At 67.5% G+C, this 12,933-nt stretch carries 15 protein-coding genes; 8 read left to right on the plus strand and 7 right to left on the minus strand.

The features are described 5' to 3' along the window. Positions 1–93: 93 nt before the first annotated feature. Together eda and edd are read right to left on the minus strand one after the other, a co-directional pair. Positions 94–717 carry a bifunctional 4-hydroxy-2-oxoglutarate aldolase/2-dehydro-3-deoxy-phosphogluconate aldolase gene (gene eda / locus ACIRG5_RS40565; protein ID WP_402915612.1) on the minus strand — a complete coding sequence of 208 codons (624 nt, stop codon included), beginning with the start codon at positions 715–717 and terminating at the stop codon, positions 94–96. A gap of 350 nt (positions 718–1,067) precedes the next feature. After that, positions 1,068–2,924, minus strand: coding sequence for a phosphogluconate dehydratase (edd, locus tag ACIRG5_RS40570; protein WP_402915321.1), 1,857 nt, complete (start codon positions 2,922–2,924; stop codon positions 1,068–1,070). Positions 2,925–3,151: 227 nt separating this feature from the next. Here edd and ACIRG5_RS40575 point away from each other — a divergent pair, with 227 nt between their 5' ends. The 4 genes from ACIRG5_RS40575 (at position 3,152) to ACIRG5_RS40590 (ending at position 6,915) form a co-directional block, all read left to right on the plus strand. After that, complete coding sequence (locus ACIRG5_RS40575) at positions 3,152–3,442, plus strand: hypothetical protein (RefSeq protein ID WP_030474675.1); 291 nt, start codon at positions 3,152–3,154, stop codon at positions 3,440–3,442. A gap of 84 nt (positions 3,443–3,526) precedes the next feature. Further along, the gene (locus tag ACIRG5_RS40580; RefSeq protein WP_402915324.1) at positions 3,527–4,291 is read left to right on the plus strand and encodes a hypothetical protein; all 765 of its coding nucleotides are present in this window, start codon (positions 3,527–3,529) and stop codon (positions 4,289–4,291) included. A 9-nt stretch (positions 4,292–4,300) separates the two neighbouring features. Continuing rightward, positions 4,301–6,169, plus strand: coding sequence for a fumarate reductase/succinate dehydrogenase flavoprotein subunit (locus ACIRG5_RS40585; RefSeq protein ID WP_402915326.1), 1,869 nt, complete (start codon positions 4,301–4,303; stop codon positions 6,167–6,169). Then, positions 6,166–6,915 (plus strand): succinate dehydrogenase/fumarate reductase iron-sulfur subunit, encoded by a 750-nt coding sequence (locus ACIRG5_RS40590; RefSeq protein ID WP_319978323.1) that lies wholly within the window; start codon positions 6,166–6,168, stop codon positions 6,913–6,915. The genes ACIRG5_RS40585 and ACIRG5_RS40590 overlap by 4 nt, the downstream gene beginning before the upstream one ends. Here ACIRG5_RS40590 and ACIRG5_RS40595 read toward each other — a convergent pair. Next, entirely contained in the window at positions 6,902–7,558 is a 657-nt protein-coding gene (locus ACIRG5_RS40595; protein WP_402915329.1) for a response regulator, read from the minus strand. The genes ACIRG5_RS40590 and ACIRG5_RS40595 overlap by 14 nt on opposite strands. A 124-nt stretch (positions 7,559–7,682) precedes the next feature. Here ACIRG5_RS40595 and ACIRG5_RS40600 point away from each other — a divergent pair, with 124 nt between their 5' ends. The 3 genes from ACIRG5_RS40600 to ACIRG5_RS40610 are packed head-to-tail and all read left to right on the plus strand — an operon-like array spanning position 7,683 to position 8,792. Continuing rightward, a complete protein-coding gene (locus ACIRG5_RS40600) occupies positions 7,683–7,958 on the plus strand; it encodes a hypothetical protein (RefSeq protein ID WP_319978321.1) in 276 nt (91 codons plus the stop codon). Between the two features lie 19 nt (positions 7,959–7,977). Beyond that, on the plus strand, positions 7,978–8,343 hold the full coding sequence (locus tag ACIRG5_RS40605) for a hypothetical protein (protein WP_402915333.1): 366 nt from the start codon (positions 7,978–7,980) through the stop codon (positions 8,341–8,343). Continuing rightward, positions 8,328–8,792: a hypothetical protein gene (locus ACIRG5_RS40610; RefSeq protein WP_402915336.1), complete on the plus strand. Its 465-nt coding sequence runs from the start codon at positions 8,328–8,330 to the stop codon at positions 8,790–8,792. The genes ACIRG5_RS40605 and ACIRG5_RS40610 overlap by 16 nt, the downstream gene beginning before the upstream one ends. A 49-nt stretch (positions 8,793–8,841) precedes the next feature. Here ACIRG5_RS40610 and ACIRG5_RS40615 read toward each other — a convergent pair whose 3' ends face one another. The 4 genes from ACIRG5_RS40615 to ACIRG5_RS40630 all read right to left on the minus strand — a co-directional run bounded on the left by ACIRG5_RS40615 (position 8,842) and on the right by ACIRG5_RS40630 (position 12,095). Continuing rightward, the gene (locus ACIRG5_RS40615; RefSeq protein WP_402915338.1) at positions 8,842–9,714 is read right to left on the minus strand and encodes an amino acid ABC transporter permease; all 873 of its coding nucleotides are present in this window, start codon (positions 9,712–9,714) and stop codon (positions 8,842–8,844) included. Next, entirely contained in the window at positions 9,711–10,358 is a 648-nt protein-coding gene (locus ACIRG5_RS40620) for an amino acid ABC transporter permease (RefSeq protein WP_402915341.1), read from the minus strand. The genes ACIRG5_RS40615 and ACIRG5_RS40620 overlap by 4 nt, the downstream gene beginning before the upstream one ends. Positions 10,359–10,436: 78 nt before the next feature. Beyond that, the gene (locus ACIRG5_RS40625; RefSeq protein ID WP_402915344.1) at positions 10,437–11,327 is read right to left on the minus strand and encodes a glutamate ABC transporter substrate-binding protein; all 891 of its coding nucleotides are present in this window, start codon (positions 11,325–11,327) and stop codon (positions 10,437–10,439) included. Positions 11,328–11,366: 39 nt separating this feature from the next. Next, positions 11,367–12,095: an amino acid ABC transporter ATP-binding protein gene (locus ACIRG5_RS40630; RefSeq protein ID WP_319978680.1), complete on the minus strand. Its 729-nt coding sequence runs from the start codon at positions 12,093–12,095 to the stop codon at positions 11,367–11,369. A 159-nt stretch (positions 12,096–12,254) separates the two neighbouring features. On the opposite strand from ACIRG5_RS40630, the gene ACIRG5_RS40635 reads away from it, so the two are divergent. After that, the gene (locus ACIRG5_RS40635; RefSeq protein ID WP_319964593.1) at positions 12,255–12,929 is read left to right on the plus strand and encodes a response regulator transcription factor; all 675 of its coding nucleotides are present in this window, start codon (positions 12,255–12,257) and stop codon (positions 12,927–12,929) included. Positions 12,930–12,933: the final 4 nt, after the last annotated feature.

Below are 12,933 nucleotides of genomic sequence, written 5' to 3' on the forward strand. Positions count from 1 at the left end.
GGAGACCGGCGTCACCTCCCGTTGGGTGAACAATCCAACGTGGTGGGACGCCGGTCTCGTGATGTGAGCCGAACTTCCGGTCCGTGATCTGGGTTACCCCATCTGGACGGACTCCCTGGCGAGGATCTCGACGCGCTCCCAGTCGCCCTGCGCGAGGGCGTCCTTCGGGGCCAGCCACGAGCCGCCGACGCAGCCGACGTTGGCCAGCGCAAGATAGTTCGGCGCGCTCTGCGGCGTGATGCCGCCCGTCGGGCAGAACCGCACGTGCGGGACCGGGCCGCCGATCGACTTCAGGTAGTCGACGCCACCCGCCGCCTCCGCCGGGAAGAACTTCAGCGCGGTCAGCCCGCGCTCGGCCAGCCGCAGCACCTCGGACACCGTCGCCGCGCCCGGCAGGTAGGGCAGCCCGGTCGCGTCGGCGGCGTCGAGCACCCGGTCGGTCGTGCCGGGGGTGACGAGGAACGCGGCCCCGGCCTTCGCTGCCTGCTCCGCGTGCTCCGGCGCCGTGACGGTGCCCGCGCCGATCACGATCTCCGGCACCTCGCGCGCGACGTTCTCGATCGCGGCGAGCGCGGCAGGGGTGCGCAGCGTGAGCTCGATGACGCGAACGCCCCCGCGCAGCAGTGCCTGGGCGAGCGGCACCGCGTGGTCGGCGTCGTCGACCACGACGACGGGGATGACGGGCGACAGTGCGAGCAGGTCCGCCCCGGTGGTCACCCGAAGATTGTCACCGTTGGTCACGAGTGCACTCCTTGCCAGATCTCTTGGCCAGATCTCTTGATCGAAAACCGATATATCGCAGGCCGGCCTCGTGCTCGTCCTGCCTGCCTCGGATGCAAAAAACGTTTGCGGACGAAGTCAAAAGACTCATTGCAAAGGTGGGCGGGCAGGGGCGGCGAGACAAGAGGTCGGCTGCTGTGGGCGAGCGGTGTGGTCAGGCTGAACGGCCCCTTTGCAATGGGTCTTTTGCGGACGAAGTCCAAAGACTCGTTGCTAAGGGGCAGGTCAGCGGTGGTGTTGGAGCCAATATATTGGCCATGCGGGTGTCAGGAACAGCGGACAGCGGGCTAGTGGTGGGTGACCGGGGCGAAGTGGTCGGCGGTGATGGGGCCGAACACCGTCGCGCCGCGGTCGGCCGGTCCGACGCTACGGCGTAGCGCGGCGAACAGCTCGCGGCCCGTGCCCATCCACTCGCGGCTCGTCGGCGGGAAGTCCACCAGGGGGCGCGTGGCCAGTTCCTCCGCGGACACCTGGATCTCCAACGTGCCCGCGGTGGCGTCCAGCCGGACGACGTCGCCGTCGCGGACCCGGCCGAGCGGGCCGCCGACGGCGGCTTCCGGGGTCAGCTGGATGGCGGCCGGGATCTTGCCCGAGGCGCCGGACATGCGGCCGTCGGTCACGAGGGCGACCTTGTGGCCGCGGTCCATCAGCACGCCGAGCGGTGGCGTCAGCTTGTGGAGTTCGGGCATGCCGTTGGCCTGGGGGCCCTGCTGGCGGACGACGACGACCACGTCACGGTCGAGCTCGCCCGCCTGGAAGGCCTCCTGGAACGCCTCCTGAGTGGTGAAGACGCGGGCGGGGGCCTCGACGACGTGGTTCTCCGTCGCCACCGCGGAGACCTTGATGACCGCGCGGCCGAGGTTGCCGGTGAGCATGCGCAGGCCGCCGTCGGAGGCGAACGGGTCCGTGGCCGGGCGCAGGACGTCGAGGTCCAGGGAGCGGCCGGGGCCGTCGACCCAGACCAGTTCGCCGTCGGCCAGCATCGGCTCCTGGCGGTAGCGGTTCAGGCCGTGGCCCGCGACGGTGTTGACGTCGGCGTGCAGCAGGCCGGCGTCGAGCAGGGTGCCGACGACGAACTGGACGCCGCCCGCGGCCTGGAAGTGGTTGATGTCGGCGCTGCCGTTCGGGTAGACCCGCGCGATCAGCGGCACGACCGCCGACAGGTCGTTCAGGTCGTCCCAGCTCAGGTCGATGCCCGCGGCGGCGGCGATGGCGACCAGGTGCATCGTGTGGTTCGTCGAGCCGCCGGTGGCCAGCAGCGCGACCACGCCGTTGACCACGGCCTTCTCGTCGACGATGTGCGCGATCGGGGTGTAGCCCTCGCCCTTGGCCATCTCGACGGCGCGGCGGCCGGCGTGCTCGGTCAGGGCGCGGCGCAGAGTGGTACCAGGCGGGACGAACGAGGCGCCGGGCAGGTGCAGGCCCATGACCTCGACGACCATCTGGTTCGAGTTCGCGGTGCCGTAGAACGTGCAGGTGCCGGGTGAGTGGTACGAGGCGGCCTCGGCCTCCAGCAGGTCGTCGCGCGACGCCTTGCCCTCCGCGTAGAGCTGCCGGACGCGGGCCTTCTCCTTGTTCGACAGGCCGGACGACATCGGGCCCGCAGGCACCAGGATCGCCGGCAGGTGCCCGAACGACAGCGCGCCGATCAGCAGGCCCGGCACGATCTTGTCGCAGACGCCCAGCAGCACCGCGGCGTCGAACATCTCGTGCGACAGGGCCACGCCGGTCGACATGGCGATGACGTCGCGGCTGAACAGCGACAGCTCCATGCCTTCACGGCCCTGGGTGATGCCGTCGCACATCGCGGGCACGCCGCCCGCGAACTGGGACACGCCGCCCACGGCGCGGACCGCGTCCTTGATCCAGGACGGGTACTCCTGGAACGGCTGGTGGGCCGACAGCATGTCGTTGTAGGAGGACACGATCGCGACGTTGGACTTGCGCAGCGCGCGCAACGCCGCCTTGTCGCCGCCGGTGATTCCGGCGAAGCCGTGCGCCAGGTTGCTGCACGCGAAGCCGGACCGGGACGTTCCGTCCTGCGCGGCGGCGGCCACGCGTTCGAGGTACACGCGACGCGAATCGGCGCTTCGGGCGGCGATCCGGCGTGTCACCTCTGTCAGAACAGGATGCAGTTCGGTCATGGGGGTCTCCGGGTCATCACGGGCCGTGGTGGGGCCCTTACGAGACGACAACGGTGGCGTCCCACAGACGGGCGTGACGCCACACACAGTAAGTCATGGCTGGTCGCGGACACAAAAACGATTCAGTAGATGGGAGGCGACCAGTTTTGAATCTTGGCGTGTGGTGCTTGTCACATGGCTTGAGATTGGGCAGAGTGCGGGGCACGACCTTGGAACGGAGGTGTCCCATGAACTCCACGGAGATCGTCGAGCTGCGCCGGGTCATCGGCCAGATGCGGCATGCCGTCAGCAACCTGCGCACCAGGTATGGCGACGTGGCAGCCGTGCAACGCCTGGCCAACGACGTGGAACGCATGGACATCGACGCAACCGAACTCGTCGACCTGAGCACCCCGAGGCAGCGCGAAGCGCCTCAAGTGGAACGCGAGGTCGTGGTCGTGCCAGACACGCCCTACGACGAGTCGCTCTGGAAGGACGCAGACGACGAAGGACTCGGTGGCTACCGCAACCGGACCTGAGCCGAGCTGAACACGCGGCCCCCGCCTGACGCGGGGGCCGTAGTCGTTCCTCCACAACGACGTGGACCCCCAGAAAGGTGAGTAATGGCGAGGGCAGAGATCGCCGCCAGGACTCTGCGCACGGACCGATGGTGGTTGCCGCCGCTGACGACATTCGTCGGCTTGCTGCTCATCTCGATCTACGCGGCGTTCCGCACGTTCCAGGGGGACTACTACTGGGTCGACCAGTACCACTACCTCACACCGATGTACTCGCCGTGCCTCACGGAGGAGTGCGTCCCGGCGGCCTCGCACTTCGGTCAGTGGTTTCCGGCGCTGCCCGGCTTCCTGACCCCGCCGCTGCTGATCATCCCGTTCCTGCTGGGATTCCGGATCACCTGCTACTACTACCGCAAGGCCTACTACCGCGCGGCCTGGGCGTCGCCGCCCGCGTGCGCCGTGGCCGAGCCGCACAGCAAGTACACCGGTGAGACCAGGTTCCCGCTCATCGCGCAGAACCTGCACCGCTACTTCTTCTACGCGGCGTCACTCCTGTTGCTGATCAACATCTACGACGCGGTCCTCGCGTTCGGCACGGGCCTGGGCCTCGGCAACATCATCCTGCTCGTCAACGTGAGCCTGCTGGGCGCCTACACGCTGTCGTGCCACTCGTGCCGCCACATCGCGGGCGGGCGGCTCAAGCACTTCTCCAAGCACCCGGTCCGGTACTGGATGTGGACGCAGATCTCGAAGCTCAACAACCGGCACATGCAGCTCGCCTGGGCCTCGCTGATCTTCGTCTGTCTCACGGACCTGTACGTCGCGCTGGTCGCCTCGGGAACGATCTCCGACCTCCGCTTCATCAACTAAGGAGTGGTTTTGCCCGAGCTGGAAAGGCATTCGTTCGACGTTCTCGTGATCGGCGCGGGTGGTGCCGGTCTGCGAGCCGCGATCGAGGCCCGTGAGCACGGCCTGCGCACCGCCGTTCTCTGCAAGTCGTTGTTCGGCAAGGCCCACACCGTCATGGCCGAGGGCGGGATCGCCGCAGCCATGGGCAACGCGAACGAGAGCGACAACTGGCAGGTCCACTTCCGCGACACCATGCGCGGCGGCAAGTTCCTCAACAACTGGCGCATGGCCGAACTGCACGCACAGGAAGCGCCGCAACGGGTCTGGGAACTCGAGACCTACGGCGCGCTGTTCGACCGCACCAAGGACGGCCGCATCTCGCAGCGCAACTTCGGCGGCCACGAGTACCCGCGTCTCGCGCACGTCGGCGACCGCACCGGCCTCGAACTGATCCGCACGCTGCAGCAGAAGATCGTGTCGTTGCAGCAGGAGGACTTCAAGGAGTTCGGCGACTACGAGGCACGCCTGCGGGTGTTCCAGGAGTTCACCGTCACCGACCTCGCCAAGGACGGCGACAAGGTCGCCGGCGCGTTCGGCTACTGGCGGGAGTCCGGCCGGTTCGTGCTGTTCGAGGCACCGGCGGTGATCCTCGCGACCGGCGGCATCGGCAAGTCGTTCAAGGTCACCTCGAACTCCTGGGAGTACACCGGCGACGGTCACGCGCTCGCGATGCGCGCCGGGGCCTCGCTGATCAACATGGAGTTCATCCAGTTCCACCCCACCGGGATGGTCTGGCCGCCGTCCGTCAAGGGCATCCTCGTCACCGAGTCCGTGCGCGGTGACGGCGGCGTGCTGCGCAACTCCGACGGCAAGCGGTTCATGTTCGACTACATCCCCGAGGTGTTCAAGGACAAGTACGCCGACAACGAGGAAGAGGCCGACCGCTGGTACGCGGATCAGGCGAACAACCGGCGCCCTCCGGAACTGCTGCCGCGTGACGAGGTCGCCCGCGCGATCAACTCCGAGGTCAAGGCCGGGCGCGGCTCACCGCACGGCGGCGTTTTCCTCGACGTGTCCACGCGTCTGCCCGCCGAGGAGATCCGGCGGCGACTGCCGTCCATGCACCACCAGTTCAAGGAACTGGCCGATGTGGACATCACCGCGCAGCCGATGGAGGTCGGCCCGACTTGTCACTACGTGATGGGCGGCGTCGAGGTCGATCCGGACACCGGATCGTCCTCCGTGCCAGGGCTTTTCGCCGCGGGTGAGGTCTCGGGCGGCATGCACGGCTCGAACCGGCTCGGCGGCAACTCGCTGTCGGACCTGCTCGTGTTCGGGCGCAGGGCGGGAGCCGGCGCGTCGGAGTACGTGCGGGCGATGGCCGAACGTCCTGTGGTGCCGGAGGAACTCGTCGCCGAGGCACGCGAGACCGCCCTCAAACCCTTCCAGCAGGAGGGCGGCGAGAACCCGTACACGCTGCACATGGAACTGCAGCAGTCGATGAACGACCTCGTCGGCATCATCCGCAAGGCGGGTGAGATGGAAGAGGCGTTGCAGCGGCTGGAGAAGCTCAAGGAACGCGCGCAGGCGCTGACCGTCGAGGGACACCAGCAGTTCAACCCCGGCTGGCACCTCGCCCTCGACCTGCGCAACATGCTGCTGGTGTCGGAGTGCGTGGCGAAGGCGGCGTTGCTGCGCACCGAGTCGCGCGGCGGCCACACCCGCGACGACCATCCCGTGATGGACGCCGAGTGGCGCCGGAAACTGTTGGTGTGCAAGGCGTCCGGTGACGGCGCCGAGGTGACGGAGAAGGCGCAGATCCCGATCCGGCACGACCTGCTGGACCTGTTCGACCGCAGCGAGCTGGAGAAGTACCTCACCGCCGAGGAGTTGTCATGAGCTACCAGGGGAAGTTCCGGGTGTGGCGCGGTGACGACTCCGGCGGTGCGCTGGAGGACTTCACCGTCGAGGTCAACGAGGGCGAGGTCGTCCTCGACATCATCCACCGGCTGCAGGCCACGCAGACGCCGGACCTCGCGGTGCGGTGGAACTGCAAGGCGGGCAAGTGCGGCTCGTGCTCGGCGGAGATCAACGGACGCCCGCGGCTGCTCTGCATGACCCGGATGTCGATCTTCGACGAGTCGGAGACGATCACGGTCACGCCGATGCGGACGTTCCCGATCATCCGCGACCTCGTGACCGACGTGTCCTTCAACTACACCAAGGCGCGCGAGGTCCCGTCGTTCGCGCCGCCGAAGGACCTGGCACCGGGCGAGTACCGGATGCAGCAGGTCGACGTCGAGCGCTCGCAGGAGTTCCGCAAGTGCATCGAGTGTTTCCTGTGCCAGAACACCTGCCACGTGGTGCGTGACCACGAGGAGAACAAGGAGGCGTTCTCGGGGCCGCGGTTCCTCATGCGGGTCGCCGAACTGGAGATGCACCCGCTCGACACCGCGGACCGCGTCGACCAGGCCCAGGAACAACACGGGCTCGGTCTCTGCAACATCACCAAGTGCTGCAGCGAGGTATGCCCCGAGCACATCCACATCACCGACAACGCGCTCATCCCCATGAAGGAGCGCGTCGCCGACCGCAAGTACGACCCGATCGTCTGGCTCGGCAACAAGCTGTTCAAGCGGTCCTAGCGACGGCCTGCGGTATGACCAGCCCGGACTCGTAGGCCATCACGACGGCCTGAGCCCGGCTGGTCAGCCGCAGCTTCGTCATCACGCGGTTGAGGTGCGTCTTCACCGTGCCCTCCGTGACCGTCAGCCTGGTCGCGATCGCCGTGTTCGTCAGGCCGGTGCCGACGAGCCGGAGAACCTCGCGTTCGCGGTCCGTGAGCTCGTCCAGCCCGACCGAACTCCACGGCGAGACAGCCGAATCGCCCCTCAGGTACGCCGCCACGAGCCTGCGCATCACCGTGGGGCCGAACTGCATCTCCCCGGACGCGACGGCGGTGATCGCGGCGATCAGCCTCGCCGGTTCGGACTCCTTCAGCACGAACCCGGCCGCGCCCAGCCGCAACGCCTCGTGGACGTACTCGTCCAGGTCGAACGTGGTCAGCACCAGCACCCGCGCGGACGTCGCGGCACGGGTGAGCGCCGCCAGCCCCGGCAGGCGGATGTCCAGCAGGATCACGTCCGGTCTCGACGACCCGGCCAGCGCGCAGGCGGTGTCGCCGTCCCCGGCCTCGCCGACGACGGTCAGATCTGGTGCAGCGTTCAGCAAGGCGACCAGGCCGGCACGGAACAACGGCTGGTCGTCGACTACGAGTACGCGCGTCACAATGCCCTCATTCTTGTGACGTCACCGCGGTAGATCCCCCACCAGGAGCGTACCGCGAAAGTTGACGGGAGATCCACTCTTCGTGAGACGACCCGGTTCCGCCTCCGTCGCTACGTTCGGCGCCATGCGAACCGCATCGGCCGATCTGCTCGCCGTCCGGACGATCACCGTGGACGGCTCGGACGTCTACCTCCGGGTCACGAACAGTCCCGTCGACCTGGAGATCCGGTGGTCCCGCGACGGCGACCACCGGGTGGCGGGCAGCCCCGTGCTGTTCCCAGCGGGGGACCGCGCGCGCCGGTTGCTCGGCACGAACTTCCGCGCCGGCACCACGTTCTGCCTCGACGTGGTGGGTCAGGCGGGCGAGGACTGGTGCGGTGTCGTCGACTGGAACGTCTGACCTTCCGAAGGGACTCTCGATGAAACGCGTTCTCGCCGGCCTGCTCGCCGTGGGCTTCGCGATGCTGTCGGCCACGCCCGCGCAGGCGGCGTCGACGACGATCACGGTGCCGTTCAAGGAGAACCAGATCACGTGGTTCACCACCGCGCGCACGATCACCGTCGCCGGGTCGAACATCGACGCCCAGGTCGCGCTCGGCGGCGTCATGCAACTCGCCTGGTACAAGTGCGGCGACCGCAACACGCGTGGGGCGTTCGTGCGGATGGAGGAGACCCGCAAGCACGTCGGCACGAACTTCAGGGCGGGCACCAAGTTCTGCCTCGCCTCGAACAGCCCGTATACCTCGGGCACCGTCGGAGGAACGCTGTGGTGGAGCGGCAACTGACCGGACTGCTCGCACTCGCTCTGCTGGCCGGGTGCACGGCACCACCGGCAGAGCCTCAGCTCGTCGACCAGCAGCGCTACACCCAGGACATGCGGGACGGCTCCGCGAAGTTCAGCTGGCCGGACGGCCGGAACCCCGACCTGGGCGTGCTCGCGGAGAAGTCTGGACCGGGCCCGGACAAGGCACCGGCCGGCAGCGAGCGGATCGTCCTGGAGATCACCAACTCGTGCGCCTGGTACCTCGGCTGGGAGGACGCGAGGAAGCGCGGTGACCAGACGGCGCAGACGGCCGCGTTGAAGGTGATGGACGAGGTGCTGCCGAAGTTCTCACCGGAGGACCCGGACGGGCAGCGCTACGCACGGGACACCGCGGCGAAGGCCAAGGCCGGGGACGGCTCACTGGCAGCGGACTACGTGGCGAACAACTGCGAATCCGTGCTGTGGAAATAGCGAACGGGGCGCGTCCGATGTGGACGCGCCCCGTTCCGCTCGTGCTCCGTCAGCCGGCCGAAGCGTCCATCAGGACGGGCTTCTCCGCGTCGGGGTTGCCGGTCTTGATGACCTTCTTGTTGCGGCGGTTGCGCTTCTCGAGGTAGTTCGCGAGCCACGACAGCAACAGGCACAGTCCGATGTAGATCAGCGCGACCATGATCATCACCGAGATCATCGGACGGCTGAAGTTGACCGCGTCACCACCGATGCGCGTACCCCACCGCAGCAGCTCCTCGAACGTGATGAGGAAGCCGAGCGCGGTGTCCTTCAGCAGCACGACGAGCTGGCTGATGATGGTCGGCAGCATCGCCCGCAACGCCTGCGGCAGCAGCACGAACGTCATCACCTGCGTCTTGCGCATGCCGAGCGCGTACGCGGCCTCGCTCTGGCCCTTCGGCAGCGAGTTGATGCCCGCGCGGAAGATCTCCGCGAGCACCGAGCCGTTGTAGAGCATCAGGCTGACCACGACCGCCGTGAACGCGGTCAGCTTGATCCCGGCCACGGGAAGGCCGTAGTAGAAGAAGAACATCATGATCACGAGCGGGATCGCGCGGAAGACCTCGACGATCACGGCCGCGGGAGTGCGGATCCACGCGTGGTCGGACAGCCGTGCCGCCGCGAAGATCGCGCCGAACGCGAGCGCCAGCACCGCGCCGACGGCGAACGCGCTGAGCGTGTTGCCGATCGCCTCGACCAGCGAGAGCTGGATCTGCTTGTAGTTGATCCAGTCGAGCCTGCGCGTCGTGAACTGGTCGGTGGCGACGAAACGCATGATCACGTAAGCGATCGCCGCGATCACCACCGCGACGCCGACCACCGCTAGGATCCGGTGGCGGACACGGGCCTTCGGGCCCGGGACGTCGAACAGCACCATGCTCATCGGGCCACGCTCCACCGCTTCTCGAAGACCTGCTGGACGTACGTCAGCGGCATCACCAGGATGACGAAGCCGATCGCCACCCAGAGGAGTCCGAACAGGACGTTCTCACCCTGCTCCGACAGCGAGTCGCGGATCGAGCCTGCCTGGAAGACGGCGAAACCCGACGCGACGGTCGTGTTCTTCAGCAACGCGATCATGGTGCTCGTCATCGGCGGGACGACCGAGCGCAACGCCTGCGGCAGCACGACGTTGCCCAGCATCTGCGTGAACGTGAGTCCGAGCGCGCGGGACGCCTCCGCTTGGCCGACCGGCACGGTGTTGATGCCCGACCGCACGACCTCGCAGACGAAAGCCGCCGTGTAGAGCGACAACGCGATGATCGCCGCGGTGTAGGGCTCGATCTTCACGATCTCCAGCAGCGGGTACGCGAAGAGGAAGAACACGAAGACCAGTGTCAGCGGCGTGTTGCGCAGGACCGTCACGTAGGTCGTGCCGATGCCACGGAAGACCGGCACGGGGCTGACTCGCAGCGCGGCGAGGATCGTGCCCAGCACCAGCGACAGCACCGCGGAGATCGCGAAGAGCTGCAGCGTCTGGCCGAATGCACGCAAGAACAGATCTAGGTGGTTGGTGAGGACGCTCATCGGTTTCCTTGCCGTCCGTCCGCCTTCAAAGGAACGGCCGGTGGACCCACGTGGGATCCACCGGCCACGTGATCAGCCTCAGTAGCGGTCGATCGTCGGCTTCGTCGCCGTCGAACCCGACTTGCCGAGCGTGCCGTCGTAGATCTTCTGCCAGTCGCCGCCGTCGAGCGAGGCCTGCAGGATGTCGTTCACCTTGTCGCGCAGGGCCTTGTCGTCCTTGGGCAGGCCGATGCCGTAGGGCTCGCTGGAGAACGTCTTGCCGACGACCTTCAGCTTGCCTTCCTCGGCGGCCGCGTAGCCCTTGAGGATCGCGTCGTCCGTGGTGACCGCGTCGACCTCACCGTTGAGCAGCTTGGTGACGCACTGCGAGTAACCCTGGAACTCCAGGATGTTCTCGGGCTCGGTGTAGTTGTTGTCCCGGATCTTCTTGATCGGGGTCGAGCCGGTGACCGAGCAGACCTTCTTGCCCTTGAGGGTCTCCGGGCCGGTGATGTCGGCGTTGTCCTTCTTCACCAGCAGGTCCTGGCCGGCGACGAAGTACGGGCCCGCGAACGAGACCTTCTCCTTGCGGCCGGCGTTGATCGTGTAGGTGCCGACGTAGTAGTCGACGTCACCGTTGATCAGCGCCTGCTCGCGAGCGGCCGACTGGATCGTCTTGAACTGGATCTTCTCGGGGTCGAAGCCCAGCTTCGCCGAGATCAGGCGCGCGATGTCGATGTCGAAACCGCTGTACTTGTTCGTCGTCGGGTCCTTGTAGCCCAGACCCGGCTGGTCCTCCTTGACCCCGACGATCAGCGAGCCGCGCGACTTGATCTTCTCGAACGTGGGCGAGCCGTCGACCTTGACGTCCTTGGCGACCTCGAAGAGGCCGGCGGGCGCCGCCGTGTCGGTCGGGCTGCCCTCCTTGCCACACGCGGTCAGGGCCAGTGCGCCCGTCAGCAGCACCGCCGCAAGGGTGCGAACCCTCATCGTCCTTCTCCTGCCATTCGTTCGAAAGTGGGCTGACTACTAGTGAGTCAGGATCTTGCCAAGGAAGTCCTTCGCGCGGTTGGACTTCGGCGCCGAGAAGAACGCTTCCGGGGTGGAATCCTCGACGACCTCGCCGTCGGACATGAAGATCACCCGGTCCGCGGCCTTGCGGGCGAAGCCCATCTCGTGCGTGACGACCAGCATCGTCATCCCGTCCTTGGCCAGGCCCGTCATGACGTCCAGGACCTCCTGGACCATCTCCGGGTCGAGCGCGGACGTGGGCTCGTCGAACAGCATCACCTTGGGCTTCATGGCGAGCGCGCGGGCGATCGCCGCACGCTGCTGCTGCCCACCGGAGAGCTGAGCGGGGAACTTGTCGGCCTGGTTGGCGATCCCGACCCGCTCCAGCAGTTCCATCGCCGTCTTGCGCGCTTCGGCGGCAGGCGTCTTGCGCACCTTCGTCGGCGCGAGCATGACGTTCTCGACGATGGTCTTGTGCGCGAAGAGGTTGAAGGACTGGAACACCATGCCGACGTCGGCGCGCAGGCGGGCCAGTTCCTTGCCTTCGGCGGGAAGTGGTTGCCCGTCGACCTCGATGACACCGGAATCGATCGGTTCGAGGCGGTTGATGGTCCGGCACAGGGTCGACTTACCGGAACCCGACGGCCCCAGCACGACCACGACCTGCCCCTTCGGCACTTCCAGTTCCACGTTCTTGAGCACGTGCAACGGGCCGAAGAACTTGTCCACACCCGCCACACGAATCATCGGCGGTGCAGAGGCGGCAGTCATCCAGTCCTCCATTGAGGGTCGTCGGCGTTGGCGGAAACCTAGGTGTCCGCCACCACACCAGTCCAGGACATTGAGCAAGACTTAGGGTCTCAACTCTGTCACAGGCAGACATCGGTTGCCCGGGAGGTAGCGAAAGTGCGCGTGCTGCTCGTCGAGGACGACGACAGGGTCGCCGAGGCCTTGGTCCCAGCCCTGACCAGACGGGGTTTCCACGTGGACCGGCAGGCCACGGGCCGCGGCACGCTCGACCGCCTCGCAGGCGTCGACGTGGTGCTGCTCGACCTCGGCCTGCCCGACATGGACGGCGTGACGCTGTGCCGTGCCATCAGGGCCGCTTCGGACGTCGCGATCATCGTGGTGTCCGCGAGAGGGGAGATCGACGACCGGATCCTCGGCCTGCACGCCGGGGCCGACGACTACCTGGTCAAGCCCTATGACGTGGGCGAACTCGTCGCGCGCGTGCACGCCGTCCGCCGTCGCCGCGGCGCGGATCCGGTCGGCGTGGGAGCTGTGTCCACAGAGGTGTTCGAGACCGGCGACGTGCGGGTCGACCTGGGGCGCCACGAGGTCACGGTCGCGGGGGAGTCGGTCGCCCTGTCGCGCAAGGAGTTCCAGGTGCTCGCGCTGGTGATGGCGGCAGGCGGGGCGGTGTGCACGCGGGAGCGGATCCTCGCCGAGGTGTGGGGCCGCACGTGGTCCGGCGCGAACCGCACGCTCGACGTGCACGTGGCCACGTTGCGGACCAAGCTCGGCAGGCCCGCGTTGCTGGAGACCGTGCGCGGCGTCGGATATCGGCTGGGGCAGGTGTGATCTC

The sequence above is a fragment of the Lentzea sp. NPDC102401 genome, from assembly GCF_044765805.1.
Lineage (GTDB): Bacteria > Actinomycetota > Actinomycetes > Mycobacteriales > Pseudonocardiaceae > Lentzea > Lentzea sokolovensis.

Coding starts and splice junctions, on each gene's coding strand:
- edd (WP_402915321.1), bottom strand. CDS start 2,924: ATGACCGAACTGCATCCTGTTCTGACAGAGGTGACACGCCGGATCGCC.
- ACIRG5_RS40575 (WP_030474675.1), top strand. CDS start 3,152: ATGAACTCCACGGAGATCGTCGAGCTGCGCCGGGTCATCGGCCAGATG.
- ACIRG5_RS40580 (WP_402915324.1), top strand. CDS start 3,527: ATGGCGAGGGCAGAGATCGCCGCCAGGACTCTGCGCACGGACCGATGG.
- ACIRG5_RS40590 (WP_319978323.1), top strand. CDS start 6,166: ATGAGCTACCAGGGGAAGTTCCGGGTGTGGCGCGGTGACGACTCCGGC.
- ACIRG5_RS40600 (WP_319978321.1), top strand. CDS start 7,683: ATGCGAACCGCATCGGCCGATCTGCTCGCCGTCCGGACGATCACCGTG.
- ACIRG5_RS40605 (WP_402915333.1), top strand. CDS start 7,978: ATGAAACGCGTTCTCGCCGGCCTGCTCGCCGTGGGCTTCGCGATGCTG.
- ACIRG5_RS40615 (WP_402915338.1), bottom strand. CDS start 9,714: ATGAGCATGGTGCTGTTCGACGTCCCGGGCCCGAAGGCCCGTGTCCGC.
- ACIRG5_RS40620 (WP_402915341.1), bottom strand. CDS start 10,358: ATGAGCGTCCTCACCAACCACCTAGATCTGTTCTTGCGTGCATTCGGC.
- ACIRG5_RS40625 (WP_402915344.1), bottom strand. CDS start 11,327: ATGAGGGTTCGCACCCTTGCGGCGGTGCTGCTGACGGGCGCACTGGCC.
- ACIRG5_RS40630 (WP_319978680.1), bottom strand. CDS start 12,095: ATGATTCGTGTGGCGGGTGTGGACAAGTTCTTCGGCCCGTTGCACGTG.